Source organism: Gottfriedia endophytica (assembly GCF_017814275.1).
Taxonomy (GTDB): Bacteria; Bacillota; Bacilli; order Bacillales; family Bacillaceae_G; genus Gottfriedia; species Gottfriedia endophytica.
This window is the reverse complement of the sequence record NZ_JAGIYQ010000010.1, coordinates 69,454-88,060: the sequence shown is the minus strand read 5'-3', so window position 1 is coordinate 88,060 and position 18,607 is coordinate 69,454. Positions and strand designations below refer to the sequence as shown.

The window sequence follows — 18,607 nt, the reverse complement described above, 5'->3', positions numbered from 1 at the left end:
ATGTTCAAAAAGGAAAGAGTATCACAAAATAAATGTAAAGTTGATGCATCCTCAGAAGGAAAAGGAAGTTTCCAAATCTACAAATTATAGTGGGCGTTTAATAAATTTTGATTTTCTTTTTGTACCTGTAAACCGTCTATGTAGATACTTAGCAAACAGTCTTGCACATAAATTAAATACTAAAACCATCACAATTAAAACTGCTGCAGATTTCGATGCGATTGCTTGTGCATCAGGAACGATTCCTTCAGAATTCAATTTCCAAATATGAACGGCTAATGTTTCCGCTGGCCTAAAAATATTGAATGGATTTAGTGGAGTATTTATTGGTGCTGATCCGTTTAAAAATGGTGTTGCAAGTCCTGCTGTATAAATTAGAGCCGCTGCTTCACCAAATATTCTTCCAGCTGCTAAAATGACTCCTGTTATTAACTGTGGAATGGCAGATGGAATACTGATTTTAACAATTGTTTGCCATTTCGTAGCACCTAAACCAAGACTTCCTTCTTTGCTAATTTTAGGGACATCTAATAAGGCGGTTTCACATACCCTTGTTAGACTTGGTAAATTTAAGATTGTAATGGCTAAAGCACCGCCAATTAATGTATAGCCCCATCCTGTCATCGTAACAAAGACTAATAAACCAAATAACCCAACAACAATTGAAGGTAATGAAGCTAATGTTTCAATACATAATCTCAAAAATTCTAAAAAACGCCCGGATTTTGCATATTCCGCCAAATAGATTCCTGCACCTAATCCAATTGGAACAGAAATAATTAATGTTAGGATTAAAATATAAAAAGAGTTGAAAAGTTGAGCTCCGATCCCCCCACCTGCCTGAGTATCACTAGAAGCTCCTATGAGAAAGTTTACATCCCAAAACTTCCACCCTTTATAGAGAATAACAACCAATAAAAATAAAAGTAGGAGAACAACCAACGATGCAATAATATAAAAGACCCCTGTCCAAACTTTATCCGTCGTTTTTGCATTCATGCTCGTTTACCTCCCCTACCAATTAATCGAATAACGAGAATAAAGAGAAACGAGATTAACAGTAATATCATCGCAAGAGTCCATAATGCATTATTCCAAGCAGTTCCATTCATTGTATTAGCCATATCCATCGTTAATATTCCTGTAAGTGTAACAGTTTGATCAAAGAGACCTTTTGGTATTTTCACTGTATTTCCAATTACCATTTGTACGGCAAGTGCTTCACCAAATGCTCTTGCTAGCCCTAATACAATAGCTGTTAAAATGTTTGTTTTAGCTGCCGGAACAATAGCTAATCTAATTGCTTGCCATCTTGTTGAGCCTAATCCATACGAAGCTTCTAAATAATCTTTTGGAACTGCTCTTACTGCATCCGAAGCAATACTTGCAATAGTAGGTAAAATCATAATACTTAGAACGATGATACCTGCACATAAACTGAATCCAACTCCACCAACCGTATTTCTGATGAGAGGGATAAGGAGTGTAACACCTAAAAAACCATATACCACTGATGGAATTCCTACCAAAACTTCCAAAACTGGCTTTAAAATTTTATCACCAAATTTTGGCGAAATATAATTCATAAACACAGCTAAGGATATAGCAATTGGTGCAGCGATTATGACAGCACCCACAGATACAAGTATTGAACCAACTATAAAAATAACGGCTCCAAAGCTTGGATTTGTAGGATTATTAGGACTCCAATTTTTAGAAAATAACATATCAAATAAAGAAATATGATTTTGAGTAAACGATTGAATGCCTTTGCTCACAATGAATACGATAATAGCAATTGTAATGACAACCATAAGTAATCCACATAAGGTCACAAGTGATCGTCCTAGATATTCAATTAGAAAGAAATTTCTTTTTTTATATTCCATAATAAACCTCTAATGTCTAAATAGAATGATGAGAGTTGGTAAAAACCAACTCTCATTAAAATTCCAATTCATCATAATTCTATTCACGTACGAAATGATATTATTTTAAACCCTTCATTTTAGAAATTGGAATATAACCCATTTCTTCTACTTTCTTAGAGAATGAATCTCCTTTTACATAATCAACATATTCTTTAACAGGAGATTTTGCAGCCCCTTTAGTGATCATATATTCATAAGAATAGAAAGGATAATTTCCGGCAGTAATATTCGCAACAGTAGAATCTTTACCATTTATTTTTACTGTTTTTAATGTAGTCTTTTTACCACCAGCTAAATAAGAATTTGCTAAATATGATATTGAACCAGGAGTACTATTGATTGCTTGTTCAACCGCTCCGTTCGAATCTTGAACTGTTCCGACGCTATCATTAATCTTTACATTCTTCATAATTGTTTTTTCAAATGCTGTACGTGTTCCAGAAGAAGCTGGTCGGTTAATGACATTTATTTTTTCATTTTTTCCGCCTAGATCTTTCCAATTTGTAGTTTTTCCAGAAAAAATATTCTGAATCTGTAATTGAGTAAGAGAATCTACACCAACATCTTTGTTCGTAATAATAGAATAACCAATACCTGCAACTTTTGTTTCAACTAAGCCTTTTGCTAGTGATGGATTTGTTAATTTTTCAGCAGCTGGAACATCTGAATTACCAATTTGTACTGCACCAGAAGATACTTGGTTTACACCTGTACCGCTTCCCCCACCTTGGATTGTAATTGAAACTTGTGGATATGTTGTCATAAATTCCTTAGCTGCTTCATCAGCAAGTGGCTGTAATGCTGTAGATCCAGCAGCACTAATCGTACCAGTCAATTTAGCAGTAGGAGCCGGTTTCTTATTCGTCCCTTTCATATTACATCCAGTCATAACTCCTGTTAGTAATAATGCTGCAACAGATAATTTCAAACCACGTTTCATGTTTTTCCTCCTTGAATATGTTTATATTTTGATTTGATCATTTATTAACAATAGGTTTATAAGTAACAATAAACCTAAGCAAATAAACTTGTTACCAGCTATTACTATTTTGTTTAACTCTTGAAAAAATATGTATTTAAAACAAAAAAAGCCAATTCTTTTGATAACCTCAAAAGAATTGGCTTTTTTTACTTCCTTAATTCCTTGTTTCCTTGTTCCTTACTTCGTTTCGCCTTCCCAAGCTAACATACCGCCTACAACATTGGTTACATTGAAGCCCTGCTCGGATAAGTATTCACATACATTCCCACTTCTGCCACCTGAACGACAAATGAAAATATATTCATTATCTTCTGAGAAGAAGTCTAGTTTACTTGGGATGTCTCCCATACGGATATGAACTGCTTCTGGGATAATGCCTGCTGCTACTTCATCATCTTCACGAACATCAACTAAAAATAATGTTTCACCAGCTTCAATTTTTTGTTGTAACTCTTCAGTAGAAATTTCTTTCATTAATATACACTCCTTTTAAATGTATTAACTAATTATAAAATAATGGCAGTTTCCTAAATTTTGTTGCTAAATAAGAATGCGATAAGTTGATTGAAGCGAAAGAAATACTCGCTTTCCTTGGGGCGGGCGGTGAGCCTCCTCGTCGCTATCGCTCCTGCGGGGTCTCACCTGTCCCGCTGCTCCCACAGGAGTCTCGCACCTTCCGCTCCAATCAACTTCTTAATCAACAGTTTCCTTTAACAATATCGTTTTAATAGCAACAATCTTTTAGAAAAGAGCCAAAATAATATTACTCTTTAAAGCACATTCCATGTATATGTTACACCAAATAACATTCCTAAACCAAATCATAAAACAGCTACATATGATTTGCAATGATAACAAAAAAAAGATCTCAAAAGCGAATAACACTCTTGAGATCCTTCAACCAATTAGTTTGCTACAATATTAACAAGTTTTCCAGGTACGGCAATAATTTTGCGAACTGTTTTACCTTCTACTTGTTCTTTAACGGCTTCATCTGCTAATGCGATTTCTTCCATTTGTTCACGTGAAGCAGTTTTCGCAACTTTTAATTTTGCTTTTACTTTTCCGTTAATTTGAACAACGATTTCTACTTCATCTTCAACAAGCTTAGCTTCGTCAAATGCTGGCCATGATGCATAAGTGATTGAATCAGCGTGACCAAGTAGAGACCATAGTTCTTCACCGATATGTGGTGCAACAGGAGCTAATAATTTCACAAATCCTTCTACCATATCTTTTGGTAATTGTTCTGCTTTATAAGCTTCATTAATGAAGACCATCATTTGTGAAATGGCAGTGTTAAAGCGTAATCCTTCAAAGTCTTCAGTAACTTTCTTCACTGTTTGGTGATATGTCTTTTCAAGACCTTTAACAGTTATTCCTTCTTCTATTTTAGAAGAAAGCTCACCATTATCAGTTACAAGTAAACGCCAAACGCGATCTAAGAAACGACGAGATCCATCAAGACCATTTTCTGACCATGCAATTGATGCATCTAAAGGTCCCATGAACATTTCATATAGACGTAGAGTATCTGCACCGTGGCTTGCTACGATATCATCAGGGTTAACAACATTTCCTTTTGATTTAGACATTTTTTCGTTGTTTGAACCTAAAATCATTCCTTGGTTAAATAATTTTTGGAAAGGTTCTTTAGTTGGAACAACACCTAAATCATAAAGGAATTTGTGCCAGAAACGAGCATATAGTAAGTGAAGAACAGCGTGCTCAGCTCCACCAATATAAATATCAACAGGTAACCATTGTTTTAATTTTTCTGCATCTGCAAGCGCATCAGCATTATGTGGATCAATATAACGTAAGTAGTACCAACAGCTACCGCCCCATTGTGGCATTGTATTTGTTTCACGAAGTCCTTTTTTACCTGTAACTGGATCAACAACATTTACCCAGTCTGCAATGTTTGCTAGTGGTGATTCACCTGTTCCAGATGGACGAATATCTTCTGTTTTTGGAAGTACTAATGGAAGTTCTTCGTAAGGAACAGCTGATGATGTACCATCTTCCCAATGAATAACAGGAATTGGTTCACCCCAGTAACGTTGACGAGAGAACAACCAATCACGTAGACGATATGTTACTTTTTTCTCACCAGCTTTAGATACTTCAAGCCATTCAATCATTTTTGTCATAGCTTCTTCTTTATTTAAGCCATTTAAAAATGCTGAATTAACATGTTTTCCATCTTCTGTATAAGGTGCTTTTTGTACGTCTCCACCCGCAACTACTTCTACGATTGGTAATTGGAATTTCACCGCGAATTCATGATCACGTTCGTCATGAGCTGGTACTGCCATAATAGCTCCAGTTCCATAGCTAGCTAATACATAATCAGCAATCCAAATTGGAAGTTTTTCGCCATTTACAGGGCTAACTGCATAAGCTCCTGTGAATACTCCAGTTTTGTCTTTCGCTAGATCAGTACGCTCTAGATCACTTTTCGATTTAATTGAGTCAATATAACTTTCAACTGCTTCTTTTTGTTCAGTTGTTGTGATTTTAGAAACTAAGTCGTGCTCAGGTGCTAGTACTAAATAAGTTGCACCGAATAATGTATCAGGACGAGTTGTAAATACGGTAATTTTTTCATCTACTCCATCAACTTTGAAATACACTTCTGCACCTTCTGAACGTCCAATCCAGTTTCGTTGCATTTCTTTTAAGCTTTCAGGCCAATCAAGTTCTTCTAGATCTTCTAATAGACGATCCGCATAAGCTGTGATTTTTAAAATCCATTGTCTCATCGGACGGCGCTCAACAGGGTGTCCACCACGCTCACTTTTTCCGTCAATTACTTCTTCATTTGCTAAAACTGTTCCAAGTGCTGGACACCAGTTAACTGGAATTTCATCAATAAATGCTAAGCCTTTTTCGTACATTTTTAAGAAAATCCATTGTGTCCATTTATAGTAATCTGGAGATGTTGTATTCACTTCTCGATCCCAATCGTATGAGAATCCTAATGCCTGGATTTGATTACGGAATGTGTTAATGTTTTTTTCAGTGAATTCAGCTGGGTCATTTCCAGTGTCTAATGCATACTGTTCAGCAGGTAATCCAAATGCATCCCATCCCATTGGGTGAAGTACATTATAACCTTGCATACGCTTCATACGTGAAAGAATGTCAGTTGCAGTGTAACCTTCTGGATGCCCTACATGTAGACCTGCACCAGATGGATAAGGGAACATATCTAACGCATAAAATTTTGGTTTATTTGCATCATCTGTTGTTTTAAACGTTTTGTTTTCTAACCAATGTTTTTGCCATTTCTTTTCAATACTTTGGTGATTAAAACTCATGAAAACTCCTCCTTTGGTGATCGGCTAGACTCTGAATTTGCTTTTTGGTAAACAAAAAAATCCTCTCATCCCAATAAAGGGACGAGAGGATTTCCCGCGGTACCACCCAAATTAATGTAATTAATACATTCACTTGTTTCCGTAACGTGGAGTACGACATTCTCTACTGAGCATAAGCTGTTCAAAAATGTAGCTTACGGGCGAGTTCACAAAATGAATGGATTGACTTTCACCAGCCGTCAACTCTCTAAACCTCTTCATTTTTGTTACTATTCCCAATCATAGCCGATCAAATTTTTATATTATTTATAATATATTATACCCATTCAAAAAGGTCAATTATACAATGAACATTTTTTTATATTAACCTTTAAGAAAGGCTGTTTCATATACATTGTTGCTATTTTAGAATGCGTAAGTTGATAACAACTCCAGGTTGCTCCCTTTCCTTGGGGCGTGAGCTGAGCCTCCTCGTCGCTATCGCTCCTGCGGGGTCTCAGCCTTCCCGCTATTCCCACAGGAGTCTCGCACCTTCCGTTGTTATCAACTTCTGTCTTTAAAATTAAAAATCTCAAATGCAACAATCTTTTAGAAAAAAGACATCCATGCTAATAATATTCGCACCATGGCCCTTGAAAATAAGAAATTCACTCTATAATGCTTGTCTTTTAAGATGTTATTTTAGGGTAGCCTTTAAAAAAATCAATCTTTAGAATAGCGACTATAGTAATTAAAAGGGTAAATTGTTACTGATTTTTAAGGAGAAATGGAAGTAAATCTGTGATATTAACGAGCATAAAAAAATCTCTAACCATCAATTGATTAGAGATTTTTTACTACTTATGAAGCAATTGTATCACTATGCATGCTTGCATGTTTTTTTGCTAATTTTTCATATAAAAAAGTAAAAATGATTGCAATAAATAATAATCCTATTAACACAATGTACAGTATATTTATGTTTAATGTATCAACAATTGCTCCTCCAAGAATAGGACCTAGCATTCTACCAACTGTTGATGCACTATTTACAATTCCTTGATACATTCCAATTCGATCTTTCGGAGCTAGCATATTTGCAATCGTTGGTACTGCTGGCCACACAAACATTTCACCAATTGTTAAAATAACCATCCCTGTCATAAAAATAGAAAAGTCTTTTGCAAAGCTAACAACCACTACTGAAAAAATAAAGAAACCAATCCCATAAATCATTTGTTTCTTTAAACTACTCACATACTTACGAATAAATGTTGATACAACTGGTTGAGCAAGTACAATTAATACTCCATTTACCGTCCATAACCAACTATATTTGTCTATACTTATATGTAGAGTATCCATTTCTGCTGCAATCGTTGTTTGCCATTGAACATATGATAACCAACATAGAATATATGCTAAGCAAACCATTAATAATGCTTTTAAAGAAGGTGTTAATACAAATTTTCCTTTTGTTTTCTTTTCTTCCTTTACTTTACGATCCACTTCCTGTGTAGTTTGCATATTTTTAAATCCGAAAACAGCAATCAAGAAGAAAAAGACATATAAAAGTAAATTTGCTGAAAAGATATAATTAATATTAAAATTAGCTACAAGCCCACCAAGTGCTGTACCGATTGCAACTCCTAAATTTTGTGCAACATAAAGTGCATTGAATGCTTTTCGACCACCTTCAGGCCAAGCCGCTCCAACCATTGCATACATAGAAGGAAAAACAATTCCTATCCCAAATCCTAATAGTACAAAAAATGTTGTATAAAAAATCCATGTATGATTCACAACTAGACCAGAAATAGCGCAAAATGCAATGACGATTCCAGTTAAAATTGAACGGTATCCACCAATCTTGTCAAATAACCAGCCACCTAACATATTACCAAATACACCTGCTAATGAATTTAACATCAAGACTATCCCAACAACTGTCATCGATTTACCTAGGTACTTATGAATGTATATTGTGTTGAACGGCCATAGAAATGAATTTCCTGTTACGTTTATGATCATACCAATTATTAAGAACCATAGTTTTTTAGGCATGCCGTTCCCCCTCTCTCACCTGCATCTCTAATCAACCTATTAAATTGTATTTTAGAATGAACTTGGTTTCAACCTACTTTAAGTAAATATTTTTTTATAGGAATAATTTCCGATTTTTCTAATTATTCCGAGCGGGGGATACTCAAAGAAGAATAATGTAGGATGACTTTTTCGCATTATCCTATCATGTCACAATTACCCTAATTCCCTTTCTTACGATACCATTTTTATCTTTTCATTTAACTTCTCTCTCTTCTTCGGCATTGTTAAGAAGATAACAGCAGTAATAATAAAAGCACCTCCAACCATTTGATAAACTCCAAACGATTCGTTTAACCATGTCATAGAAACGATTCCAGCAACAAACGGTTCAATGCTAGATAAAATACTTGTTTCTGTAGGGGACAGATATTTTAAACTACCGATATAAAGTAGAAAAGAAATCGTTCCAATGGCAATAGCTAGAATCATAATAAAGAAAATATAGTTTGTTAAAGTATTTGGTAAAAGTTGTACACTAAAATTCTGATTAAATATCAATAAAACGATTCCACCAATAAACATCCCCCAGCCGACAATCATTAAAGTACCCCACTTTTTGATAAGAGAAGCAGGATGAAGCGTATAGAATGTAAAACCAAGCATCGTAAGAACACCGAGGAAAATAGCTCTGTTAGATAACACAATATTTTCAATTGAACCATTTGTTATTAGAAAGAAGAGACCAATTAGAGCTGTACAAACGGCTAGAATTTGTACTGTAGACGGCAGTTTTTTATTTTGAATAGCTACATAGATAGTAATCAATACTGGTCCGAAGAATTGAAATAAGGTTGCAGTAACTGCATTACTCACGTTAATGGTTTCAATAAAAGCGTACTGAGCACCAAGCATTCCAATAACAGCAAAAATAACAATTTGAATCCAATCTCTTGGATCCTTCCAAACCATAAAAATCTTTTTCTTTGCGAAAAAAAGATATCCTAAAATAATTGACCCCGCTGAAATTAATCGAACGATTAAAAAATTAATGGATGTTAAATCTGAATGACTAAACAACCATTGAATCATAGGCCCTGACAGTCCCCAAAGTGTTGCACCACTAATAATCATTAGTAGGCCAAGATAACGTGATGTCTTCATGATGAATCCCCCTATACTAATTCAACTATTGATTTTTATAAAAGTAATGAATAACATAGTGGTATTATAATTTCATTCTGACACTATTATAAGCGTCAGTTTACTAAAAATTAATGAGGTCAGTTGATATGTTAGAGTTAACACCTAATCTTGATATTCATAGTGAAGAGCCATTATATGTACAGTTATATCATTATATTAAACAAGAAATTGCATCAGGAAATTTAACTCCTAAAACAAAGTTACCTTCGAAAAGAAAGCTATCACAGTATCTTCAAATCAGTCAGAATACAATTGAAGCAGCTTACGGTCAACTCGTTGCAGAAGGTTACATCGACTCACTCCCTCGCAAAGGATTCTTTGTGAGTGAATTGGAACAAAACGGTTTTGACATTAGTAGGAGTATCCAAAATGTCAAAGAGAAACCTCACATTAAACGAAATTATATGTTTGATTTTTCTCACACAGGTGTGGATGAGGATTCATTTCCTATTGATTTATATCGTAAATTAGCAAGTGAAGTACTTCAGAGGGAGAATAAAGAGGTACTCAGACTTGGACATCCCCAAGGTGAATTGGCGTTACGTCAGGCAATTGCGAAATATTTATATGAATCACGCGGAGTTAGATGCTCCCCAAGTCAAATAATAATTGGATCCGGCACACCAAATTTACTAAAAATTTTATTTCAAATTTTGCCAGAGAGTACATTTGCTGTGGAAGACCCTGGATATCACCGAAAACTGATGTTGTTCGAAAAAGGATCCGAACAGGTAGAGATGATTCCACTTGATAAAGATGGGATGATCATCTCCCACTTAGAGATGAGTAAGGTGAATATCACTTTTGTTACACCATCTCATCAATTTCCAAATGGGATGATTATGCCTATCTCAAGAAGGATGCAACTTTTAAATTGGGCAGAAGCAAAAGAAGAGCGATATATAATAGAAGATGATTATGATAGTGAATTTCGCTACTCAGGTAAACCAATTCCAGCTTTACAAGGGTTAGACCCTAATGAAAAAGTAATTTATATGAGCACATTTTCAAAAGCTCTTCTACCATCCTTGCGTATTAGTTATATGGTTCTTCCAAAATCACTCATTCAAGTGTATCAAAGAGATTGTTTCTTTTATCCACATACAGTTTCACGAATCGATCAAGACATTATAAAGAAATTTTTACAAGAAGGTTATTGGGAAAGACATATCCAGAAAATGCGCGTAATCTATCGTAAAAAAAGAGATGCTCTTGTATCTGCCATTTCAATACATTTTCCAGAATTCGTTGAAATCATTGGTCAAGATTCTGGGTTACATCTATTAGTACGTCCAAATAATGGTATGTCAGAAAAAGAGCTCATTGAACAGGCTGCAAAATGTAGCATAAGAGTATACCCTGTCTCAGCATATGGAATGAGTGATGACAAAACTGTGTTACTGGGCTTTGCAATTTTATCTGAGGAAGAAATACTTAAAGCAATTCAATTATTAGCAAAAGCATGGTTTTAAATAAAAAGTAAAAGAGTGAACACAATGTTCACTCTTTTTTGATACATCAATTAGCCTTGTTTTGATCTTTGCGGTTGACCTTTTTTTGCATTTTTTTGCTTTACTGCACCTACCGGACTTAGCTCACTAGAGAACTCAGTAATTTTTGCATTTTGTGTTTTTTGCTCTGGATTATTGCTATTTGATTTTGTTGCCATAGCTTGGTTCCTCCTTAAAAATAAATATTCCTTTATGCTTTCATTCATCGTAGTACCTCTTAATGTGGCGTGACTACCATTTGATTTTTTAATTGCTCCATTTGAATTCGTAAACGCGAAAACTCATCACGGTTTTCTCTATTTGCTAAATGTTCTACTTGAGTAAGACCACGAATTGCTTGTTCAAGCTTCATCTGTGCGTCTGAGTATTCGATATCATTATAGTGTTCTTGACGCATTCCTACTTCAAGTTGTTCAACTGCATACTCCATCGCTTTTTTAGCTTGTTGGATTTGTTCTTGCCCAAAAACACGATCTGTCATGGAAATGCCTCCTTATAACTTTCATCAGACATTTTTTAATAAGACACCACTTATGTATGGTACCTTACATGTAGTTTTACCAAAGTTAGAACTTTCACCTACTAAAAGTTACTGACAAAAAAGAAATGTTTTTCCATTTTGCATTACATTCATTCAATGATAAAATCGACATTAGTGACTTATTAGGGAGAGATCAGAAATGAGACAAAATAATCCTTTTCCATATTCTTTGGATCATAAACGGTATCATTCGTGGAATTATCACTTACGCCAACATTTTGGTGACAAAGTGTTTAAAGTTTCGATTGATGCAGGATTTGACTGCCCAAACCGTGATGGTACGGTAGCATTTGGTGGCTGTACATTTTGTAGCGCTTCAGGTTCAGGTGATTTTGCCGGAGATCGTGCGGAAGATGTTGTTACTCAATTTCATAAAATAAAAGATAAAATGCATAAGAAATGGCAAAGTGGAAAGTATTTAGGTTATTTCCAAGCTTATACTAATACACATGCTCCTGTAGAAGTTCTAAAACAAAAATTCGAACCAATTCTTGAACAAGAAGGTGTCGTAGGACTATCCATTGCAACACGTCCTGATTGTCTTCCAGATGATGTAGTAGACTATTTAGCCGAGTTAAATAAACGCACTTATTTATGGGTAGAACTAGGGCTACAAACTGTCCATGAAAAGACAGCAAACATTATTAATCGTGCCCATGACTATCCAACTTATGTAGAAGGTGTTAAAAAACTTCGCAAACATGGTATTCGTGTTTGTTCGCATATTATTAATGGACTACCTTTAGAGACCCCTGAAATGATGATGGAAACTGCTCGTGAAGTAGCAAAGCTAGATATTCAAGGGATAAAAATTCATCTGCTGCATTTATTAAAAGGTACAGCTATGATGAAGCAATACGAAAAAGGACTATTAGAATTCATGCAATTTGAAAATTATATTAAGCTGGTTGTTGATCAATTAGAGATCATACCAAGTAATGTGATTGTTCACCGTATTACAGGTGATGGCCCGGCAGATTTATTGGTTGGACCAATGTGGAGCTTAAATAAATGGGAAGTATTAAATAGTATTGACCGTGAATTCGAACGACGTAATAGCTGGCAAGGAAAATATGCAGAAAAGCAGGTTCTAACAAATGAAGCTTGATCGCATCTTACCTTACGCAAGAAAATTGTTACATCTAGCAGTACAAGAAGGAGACATCGTCATTGATGCAACAGTAGGTAACGGACACGACACAACCTTCTTAGCCGAATTAGTTGGCGAAACAGGCCATGTATATGGATACGATGTACAAGATCAGGCCATTCGAAATACAGCAGAACGTCTTGAAAAAGCTTCATTACAGAAGCGGGTTACTTTATTTCAACAAAGTCATGAAAAAGTAAAAGAGACCGTCCCTCAATCGAATCATGGAAAAATTAAAGGTGCCATATTTAATTTAGGTTATTTACCTGGCGGTGATAAAGAAATTGTCACTGTACCACAATCAACTATTTCAGCCATCGAACAAATTCATGACATGATGGCACCAGAAGGCATATTAGTTGTAGTCATCTATCATGGACATGAAGGTGGCGAAATCGAGCGTGATGCACTAATGGAATTTGTTAAAAACATGCCACAAGATACTGCACATGTTTTATGCTATCGATTCATCAATCAAGCAAACAATCCACCGTTTATTGTGGCAATTGAAAAAAGATAATAATTAAATTTGACACAAAAAAGTAGGCAATGAAAATGTGCCTACTTTTTTAATTTAGTTGTTTTCGTATATATTGTTGCTATTTCAGTATGCGTAAGTTGATTGGAACGTAGGGATGCTCGCTTTCCAAGGGGCGTGAGCAGAGCCTCCTCGTCGCAAACGCTCCTGTGGGGTCTCAGCCTTCCCGCATCTCCCACAGAAGCCCTTCACCCTTCCGTTCCAATCAACTTCTGTCTTTTAAAATACAAAACCTAAAAGCAACAATCTTTAAAAAAGGAGTTCCACAAAAACAGAATTTCTTAAACAAACGGTTTATCAATTCCCTATTGTTCCTTTAAAAAGCTATTTACATATTTCACTTAATAATGTAAACACTATTCCTCATGAAATAACTGTATTGGAGGAAAAAATAATGAAAAAAATCTTAACTTTTAGCATACTTATTTTTTTACTCGTTCCTTTCATCTCCTATGCAGATGTGATTGATTACTCCCGGTACAATCCACATCACCAATATCCTTACCAAAAAAAGTATCACCAATTTTTAAACTTACATAAGGAAGAAGTCGTTCATTACCTATCGAATTATTTAAAAGAACCAGAAGCAAAATTAAACAATCTCCTAAAACAACAAGATAACCAAGTAAACAGTTTAGTAAACGGTGCAGCTATATCTAAACTGACAAATCAACCGATTAATAAAATTCTACAAGACAAGATGAACCAAGTATCCTTTAGAGAATTAAAAATAAAATACAATGTAACGCCGAGACAATTCCATAAAGAGATGAAAAATCTTCAATATAACATTACAAAGGAAATACAAGTGACTAATGAAGTTGAATAATAATCTAAAACGTGTGATGGGAACAAAATATATCCATCGTGCGTTTTATTATTATTAATTTATTTTTGTAGTATTATATCTCACAGCAATTTCGTTCACTTACCGTTAGACTTTACAAAAGAAAATAATTAACAGATTCATTAATTTTTCTCCTAAAAATAAGCTACTATATTTTACTTTGTGTTCATTTCAATAAAGTTCTATCCTTCATAAAAATAGAATACTAGAATAGAGAAGGAATTAAATTTCATTTCTAGAATAGTATTAGTTAAAGTTAAATAAGGAGGATTATTAATGAGTAAGCTCTATCGTGATTTTTTTCTTCATTTTGATATTGCATTCATGATTATTTTGGCAGTCGCTTTAACAAGTTCAATGTTTCTTTTTGGGGGACAATGGATTCATTTCTTATTTTTTGGAATTGGTCTATTAACATTTGCTTTTTTTGAATATATGACACATCGATTTGTATTCCATATGAAGCCACCTAAAAACAAGTTCTTATTAAAAGCAATAAAAAGGCTACACTATGATCATCACCTTGAACCAGACGATTTAAAATTGCTTTTTTTACCTTTATGGTATAGTTTTCCAAATCTATTAATATTATGTGGTATTTTTTATTTAATCTATTCAAATTTACTGGCGATGGTTGCATTTTCGATTGGAACAATAGTTATGTTATTAGCTTATGAATGGAAACATTATATAGCTCATAAACCAATTAAACCTAAATCAAAATTTGGAAGATGGTTAAAAAAGACTCATATATTACATCATTTTAAAAATGAAAACTATTGGTTCGGTGTTTCTAATCCATTATTTGATTATGTATTTGGAACAATTAAAGATGAAAAACAAATCGAAACAAGTGCTACAGCTAAATATTTAGAAAACAGATAAGAGATTTCCTTAGTAAGTATGGAAAAAGTCGTTTCATTCGACTTTTTTCTACGAACAAGGTTATTTTTTTTGACTTTTTTCGACCTCTCTATCATATATGTGTTTATTACATCAAAATATCATGCTTCCACATTTAATTTATTCTTCTATTATATTTTTTCCTATGTTTTGTTATTTATAGAAATAAATATAAGGATTTTAGTAAAAAAGGATCAAAAAAAGATAACGTTCAATATTCTTTTAAAATATCAAACTACTCAATATTCTTATACTTTTCTCGCTTAATATCAATGATTGTTACAAATTTTGTCTAAAAGTTTGACTTAAATTTTTAGATAATTCTGAATTAAAATGATATAAATAACATTAAATTTGTACAAGTGATTCCGTCCTTTTTTCCTATTTTTTCACTTTCTTGTACGAACGATTGTTTACTAAAAACTCACGGAGGTGTTTGAATGTCATTTTTCGTTAAATCGAAATACTTGATAGCAACCATTTGGATTATACTGGCTGCCGCACTTGCTTTTATAGCACCCTCTCTTTCTTCGCTCATAAAAGAAAAAGGTACCCTCACACTACCAGCAAGCTCTCAAGTTATGAAAGCACAAAAGATTCAAGAAGCACATGGAATGGATCCAAAAAACACTAAACAGTTTGTGATTGTATTTCATAAAAACAGCGAGCTTACTAAGGCAGACAAAGATACGATTAAAGGAGTTATAGACAAATTAAATGAAAAGATGGAATCCATTGGATTACAATCAATTGCTAATTCAATTGATGAACTAGGATTAAAAAGTACACTTGAAACGAATGATGGTAAAACACTCTTTCTCACAGGTTTTTTAAATGTTAAGAATAAAAATATATCCAAGCTTTATAACGAATTAAAATCAATTTCCTCTGTTAAAGGTATGGAAAGATATGTATCTGGTACAATTTTTGTTGACGATCAAGCTAATAAACAGAATGAAGAAGGATTAAAAAAAGGGCTTATCATTAGTGTAATAGCAACTACTATTATTGCTCTATTAATAACGCGAAAAGTATTTGTTATTATATCAGTTTATATTATGACAATTTTAAATTTCCTTGTAAGCGCTTCGATCTATAATGTACTAGTTGATAACGGCACGTTGCCAATTACGAACGTTACACCACTAGCTTTAGGAATTGGTTCTTTCTTATTATCCGTTATATCAGTGTTCGGACTTTATTATCGAGTAGTCTCAATTTTTAGTACCAATAAATCGAATGAGGAATCATTCATTTTAGCATTACAAGAAAAACACTATTCATTATTTGTTTCACACCTAGTATTTGCATCTCTTTCTTTCGGACTAACTTATACAACTTTTCAAATCACGAAATCACTAAGTATTCTTGCTATCCTTGGGGTTGTATCTTACTTAGTTTCGGTAACATTTTTACCGGCACTATTTGCTATTTTCGGGAAGCTTTTATCATTCCCAGGTGCTAAGAGCTCTACTTATGCTAGATGGCAAAAATGGAATTCAGCTATTACAAAACGTGGTAGTATTTTTGTCTTAATCGCTTTCGTTATTGCTGCACCAATTGTTGGATTTTATAAGCAAGCAGTTGCATATAGCACTGCTGACGGGCTTCCAAACACTGATGCTGCAAAAGGATCTCGAGTGATTGCAAATGAATTTGGCGAAGGTACAACTACTCCACTAAAAATCGTGTTAGATAATCCAAACGGATGGAACAATGTTGCTGGTATGACTTCGATTGAGGCTCTATCCCGCAGCTTGTCTCACATTGATGGAGTAAAATCAATTCGAAGTGCAACTAGACCATTTAGTAGTGAATTAGATCCATTAATGTTAGTGAGTCAAGCAACAACATTAAAAGACGGTCTAGGAAAAGGAAACGACGGAGTTAATCAAATCCGTGAAGGTCTTCAAGGAGCTAAGGATCAATTAGAAAGCAATGCTCCTAAATTAAAAGAAGCTACGGATGGGATAGACAAATTAATAAATGGTACAACAAAACTTCAAACAGGCATGGGGAAACTTCAAGGTGGATTATCTCAAATTGAAGCAGGCCTTAGAAAAGGATCTGTTGGAGCTAAGCAATTGCATGATGGATTAGGAATTGCAAAAGATAGTACAAAAAAGCTGTTAGACGGAAGTAAACAGTTGTTAGCCGGTTATCAAACAATTGAAACGAACTTTAATTTACTCGCATCTGGTGTCGGTGATATTAAATTAAATCTCGCAAAAATTCAAAGTATTGTACGAGGATCTCAAGGTATTGCAACTGAATTGGGACAAAAATACCCAACAGTTGCTTCAGATCAACTTTATTTGCAACTTCAAGGTACATTAACTTTACTAAACACAAGCTTAACCGCTTTTATATCAAAAGTTGGCGAAGCAGAAAAAGGTGCAGGTCTTTTAAGTGCAGGATTAAAGAAAGCTAACGGAGGCATGAAGCAAGTAGTTGATGGTCAAACAGCATTAATTGCTGGCTTAACAAAACTATACGATGGAATGGGACAATTACAAAATGGAATTACTAGGGCAGCTGATGGGCAATCACTAGTTCTTTCAAATATCCCTAAAGTAACAGATGGATTAGGACAATTAAAAGGTGGCCAAACTCAGTTAGGTGATGGGATTGGATTATTTGTTAATAAAGTTGGCGAATTAACAGATGGATTAGGTAAAGCTGTTGGAGGTTTAAATCAAATTCATGACGGTTTAAATACAGCTCAAGGCTATTTAACAAATCTATCAAATAGTGTTAACCCTTCTCTTGCTGGATGGTATTTACCAGAAGAAGCTTTATCAAAACCAGAGTTTAATAAGATTTATGATAACTACATGTCAGAAGATCGTAATGTAACGTTTGTTTATGTAACTTTTGATAAGTCACCTCTTTCAAATAAAGGAGCTAATTTAGTTGATCAAGTTTACAATACAACTAATAAATCACTGAAAGATCAAAGAATTACTAATGCTAAAACAGCTGTTTCAGATGATCCAGCTACTGTTTACAGTCTAAAACCAATTGTAAGTAAAGATATAAAATGGTTGCTTGGATACTCATTCATCGTCGCTTTCTTACTATTAGCTCTAGCATATCGAAATGTTTATTTTGCAATCCTTGCTGTTGCTGGGGCTGGCTTATCATATGTAGTAGGTCTTGCTGCTTCAGAAGAATACTTTATGAACCATTACGGTCAAATAGGCTTAAAATTCTTAGTTCCAGTGATCGTTTTACCTTTAGTGTTTACACTATCTTGCTCTGTGTTGGCACAACTTTATAAAACGAATACTAAGGAACATGCTCAATTTTTTGCTAGTAATACCTCAAGTATGTTTGCAGTATGTATGACTATACTCGCAACATTTGTAGGCTTATTATTTAGTGAAAGCTATTTATTTGTTCAAGTTGCATTGGCTTCTACAGTTGGATTGGTCGCTCTAGGTCTTTGTATTGTACCAATTTTATACCCTATTTTTGCAAAAAAATTAATCAATGATTCTGTAGAAGAAACAGTTCATTCAAATACGGGAGTTACAGTAACAGATTAATGTAGTAGAAGAAGATTGAATAACTATATTCGAACTTCTTTTTTCATTCTTTATCCCATTAATTGGTACTCTTAAGATCGTAAAATAGGAATCACCATATCTTGT

At 34.2% G+C, this 18,607-nt stretch carries 15 protein-coding genes and 1 other annotated feature; of the genes, 6 read left to right on the top strand and 9 right to left on the bottom strand.

Going from position 1 to position 18,607, the window contains the following annotated elements; genetic code table 11:
- Positions 1–84 precede the first annotated feature (84 nt).
- The 7 genes from pstA to J5Y03_RS14365 form a co-directional block, all read right to left on the bottom strand.
- The gene (gene pstA, locus J5Y03_RS14395) at positions 85–999 is read right to left on the bottom strand and encodes a phosphate ABC transporter permease PstA (protein WP_209406688.1); all 915 of its coding nucleotides are present in this window, start codon (positions 997–999) and stop codon (positions 85–87) included.
- Complete coding sequence (gene pstC, locus J5Y03_RS14390) at positions 996–1,889, bottom strand: phosphate ABC transporter permease subunit PstC (protein ID WP_209406687.1); 894 nt, start codon at positions 1,887–1,889, stop codon at positions 996–998. The genes pstA and pstC overlap by 4 nt, the downstream gene beginning before the upstream one ends.
- 100 nt (positions 1,890–1,989) lie before the next feature.
- Positions 1,990–2,871, bottom strand: coding sequence for a phosphate ABC transporter substrate-binding protein PstS family protein (locus J5Y03_RS14385; RefSeq protein ID WP_209406686.1), 882 nt, complete (start codon positions 2,869–2,871; stop codon positions 1,990–1,992).
- 219 nt (positions 2,872–3,090) lie between these two features.
- Positions 3,091–3,387, bottom strand: coding sequence for a rhodanese-like domain-containing protein (locus tag J5Y03_RS14380; protein WP_209406685.1), 297 nt, complete (start codon positions 3,385–3,387; stop codon positions 3,091–3,093).
- A 431-nt stretch (positions 3,388–3,818) separates the two neighbouring features.
- On the bottom strand, positions 3,819–6,236 hold the full coding sequence (gene leuS, locus J5Y03_RS14375; RefSeq protein ID WP_209406684.1) for a leucine--tRNA ligase: 2,418 nt from the start codon (positions 6,234–6,236) through the stop codon (positions 3,819–3,821).
- Between the two features lie 74 nt (positions 6,237–6,310).
- Positions 6,311–6,528 (bottom strand) — a binding site (T-box leader).
- Between the two features lie 548 nt (positions 6,529–7,076).
- Entirely contained in the window at positions 7,077–8,279 is a 1,203-nt protein-coding gene (locus J5Y03_RS14370) for an MDR family MFS transporter (protein WP_209406683.1), read from the bottom strand.
- A 213-nt stretch (positions 8,280–8,492) separates the two neighbouring features.
- On the bottom strand, positions 8,493–9,422 hold the full coding sequence (locus J5Y03_RS14365; protein WP_209406682.1) for a DMT family transporter: 930 nt from the start codon (positions 9,420–9,422) through the stop codon (positions 8,493–8,495).
- A 128-nt stretch (positions 9,423–9,550) separates the two neighbouring features.
- Here J5Y03_RS14365 and pdxR point away from each other — a divergent pair, with 128 nt between their 5' ends.
- Positions 9,551–10,936 carry a MocR-like pyridoxine biosynthesis transcription factor PdxR gene (gene pdxR, locus J5Y03_RS14360; RefSeq protein WP_209406681.1) on the top strand — a complete coding sequence of 462 codons (1,386 nt, stop codon included), beginning with the start codon at positions 9,551–9,553 and terminating at the stop codon, positions 10,934–10,936.
- 50 nt (positions 10,937–10,986) lie between these two features.
- Here pdxR and J5Y03_RS14355 read toward each other — a convergent pair whose 3' ends face one another.
- Together J5Y03_RS14355 and J5Y03_RS14350 are read right to left on the bottom strand one after the other, a co-directional pair.
- Positions 10,987–11,133, bottom strand: a complete 147-nt coding sequence (locus tag J5Y03_RS14355) for a glycogen biosynthesis protein GlgD (RefSeq protein WP_209406680.1) — start codon at positions 11,131–11,133, stop codon at positions 10,987–10,989.
- Between the two features lie 59 nt (positions 11,134–11,192).
- Positions 11,193–11,456 carry a DUF2524 family protein gene (locus J5Y03_RS14350; RefSeq protein WP_209406679.1) on the bottom strand — a complete coding sequence of 88 codons (264 nt, stop codon included), beginning with the start codon at positions 11,454–11,456 and terminating at the stop codon, positions 11,193–11,195.
- Positions 11,457–11,655: 199 nt separating this feature from the next.
- Between J5Y03_RS14350 and J5Y03_RS14345 the strand changes: the two genes are divergently transcribed.
- The 5 genes from J5Y03_RS14345 (at position 11,656) to J5Y03_RS14325 (ending at position 18,502) form a co-directional block, all read left to right on the top strand.
- Positions 11,656–12,624: a TIGR01212 family radical SAM protein gene (locus J5Y03_RS14345; protein WP_209406678.1), complete on the top strand. Its 969-nt coding sequence runs from the start codon at positions 11,656–11,658 to the stop codon at positions 12,622–12,624.
- On the top strand, positions 12,614–13,186 hold the full coding sequence (locus J5Y03_RS14340) for a class I SAM-dependent methyltransferase (RefSeq protein ID WP_209406677.1): 573 nt from the start codon (positions 12,614–12,616) through the stop codon (positions 13,184–13,186). Before J5Y03_RS14345 ends, J5Y03_RS14340 begins: the two co-directional genes overlap by 11 nt.
- Positions 13,187–13,598: 412 nt before the next feature.
- Complete coding sequence (locus J5Y03_RS14335) at positions 13,599–14,033, top strand: hypothetical protein (RefSeq protein ID WP_209406676.1); 435 nt, start codon at positions 13,599–13,601, stop codon at positions 14,031–14,033.
- 294 nt (positions 14,034–14,327) lie between these two features.
- Complete coding sequence (locus J5Y03_RS14330) at positions 14,328–14,936, top strand: sterol desaturase family protein (protein ID WP_209406675.1); 609 nt, start codon at positions 14,328–14,330, stop codon at positions 14,934–14,936.
- 458 nt (positions 14,937–15,394) lie between these two features.
- Positions 15,395–18,502, top strand: a complete 3,108-nt coding sequence (locus J5Y03_RS14325) for an MMPL family transporter (RefSeq protein WP_209406674.1) — start codon at positions 15,395–15,397, stop codon at positions 18,500–18,502.
- Positions 18,503–18,607: the final 105 nt, after the last annotated feature.

Coding starts and splice junctions, on each gene's coding strand:
- J5Y03_RS14345 (WP_209406678.1), top strand. CDS start 11,656: ATGAGACAAAATAATCCTTTTCCATATTCTTTGGATCATAAACGGTAT.
- pstC (WP_209406687.1), bottom strand. CDS start 1,889: ATGGAATATAAAAAAAGAAATTTCTTTCTAATTGAATATCTAGGACGA.
- J5Y03_RS14385 (WP_209406686.1), bottom strand. CDS start 2,871: ATGAAACGTGGTTTGAAATTATCTGTTGCAGCATTATTACTAACAGGA.
- J5Y03_RS14350 (WP_209406679.1), bottom strand. CDS start 11,456: ATGACAGATCGTGTTTTTGGGCAAGAACAAATCCAACAAGCTAAAAAA.
- leuS (WP_209406684.1), bottom strand. CDS start 6,236: ATGAGTTTTAATCACCAAAGTATTGAAAAGAAATGGCAAAAACATTGG.
- J5Y03_RS14365 (WP_209406682.1), bottom strand. CDS start 9,422: ATGAAGACATCACGTTATCTTGGCCTACTAATGATTATTAGTGGTGCA.
- J5Y03_RS14330 (WP_209406675.1), top strand. CDS start 14,328: ATGAGTAAGCTCTATCGTGATTTTTTTCTTCATTTTGATATTGCATTC.
- J5Y03_RS14335 (WP_209406676.1), top strand. CDS start 13,599: ATGAAAAAAATCTTAACTTTTAGCATACTTATTTTTTTACTCGTTCCT.
- J5Y03_RS14355 (WP_209406680.1), bottom strand. CDS start 11,133: ATGGCAACAAAATCAAATAGCAATAATCCAGAGCAAAAAACACAAAAT.
- J5Y03_RS14380 (WP_209406685.1), bottom strand. CDS start 3,387: ATGAAAGAAATTTCTACTGAAGAGTTACAACAAAAAATTGAAGCTGGT.
- J5Y03_RS14340 (WP_209406677.1), top strand. CDS start 12,614: ATGAAGCTTGATCGCATCTTACCTTACGCAAGAAAATTGTTACATCTA.
- J5Y03_RS14370 (WP_209406683.1), bottom strand. CDS start 8,279: ATGCCTAAAAAACTATGGTTCTTAATAATTGGTATGATCATAAACGTA.
- J5Y03_RS14325 (WP_209406674.1), top strand. CDS start 15,395: ATGTCATTTTTCGTTAAATCGAAATACTTGATAGCAACCATTTGGATT.
- pstA (WP_209406688.1), bottom strand. CDS start 999: ATGAATGCAAAAACGACGGATAAAGTTTGGACAGGGGTCTTTTATATT.
- pdxR (WP_209406681.1), top strand. CDS start 9,551: ATGTTAGAGTTAACACCTAATCTTGATATTCATAGTGAAGAGCCATTA.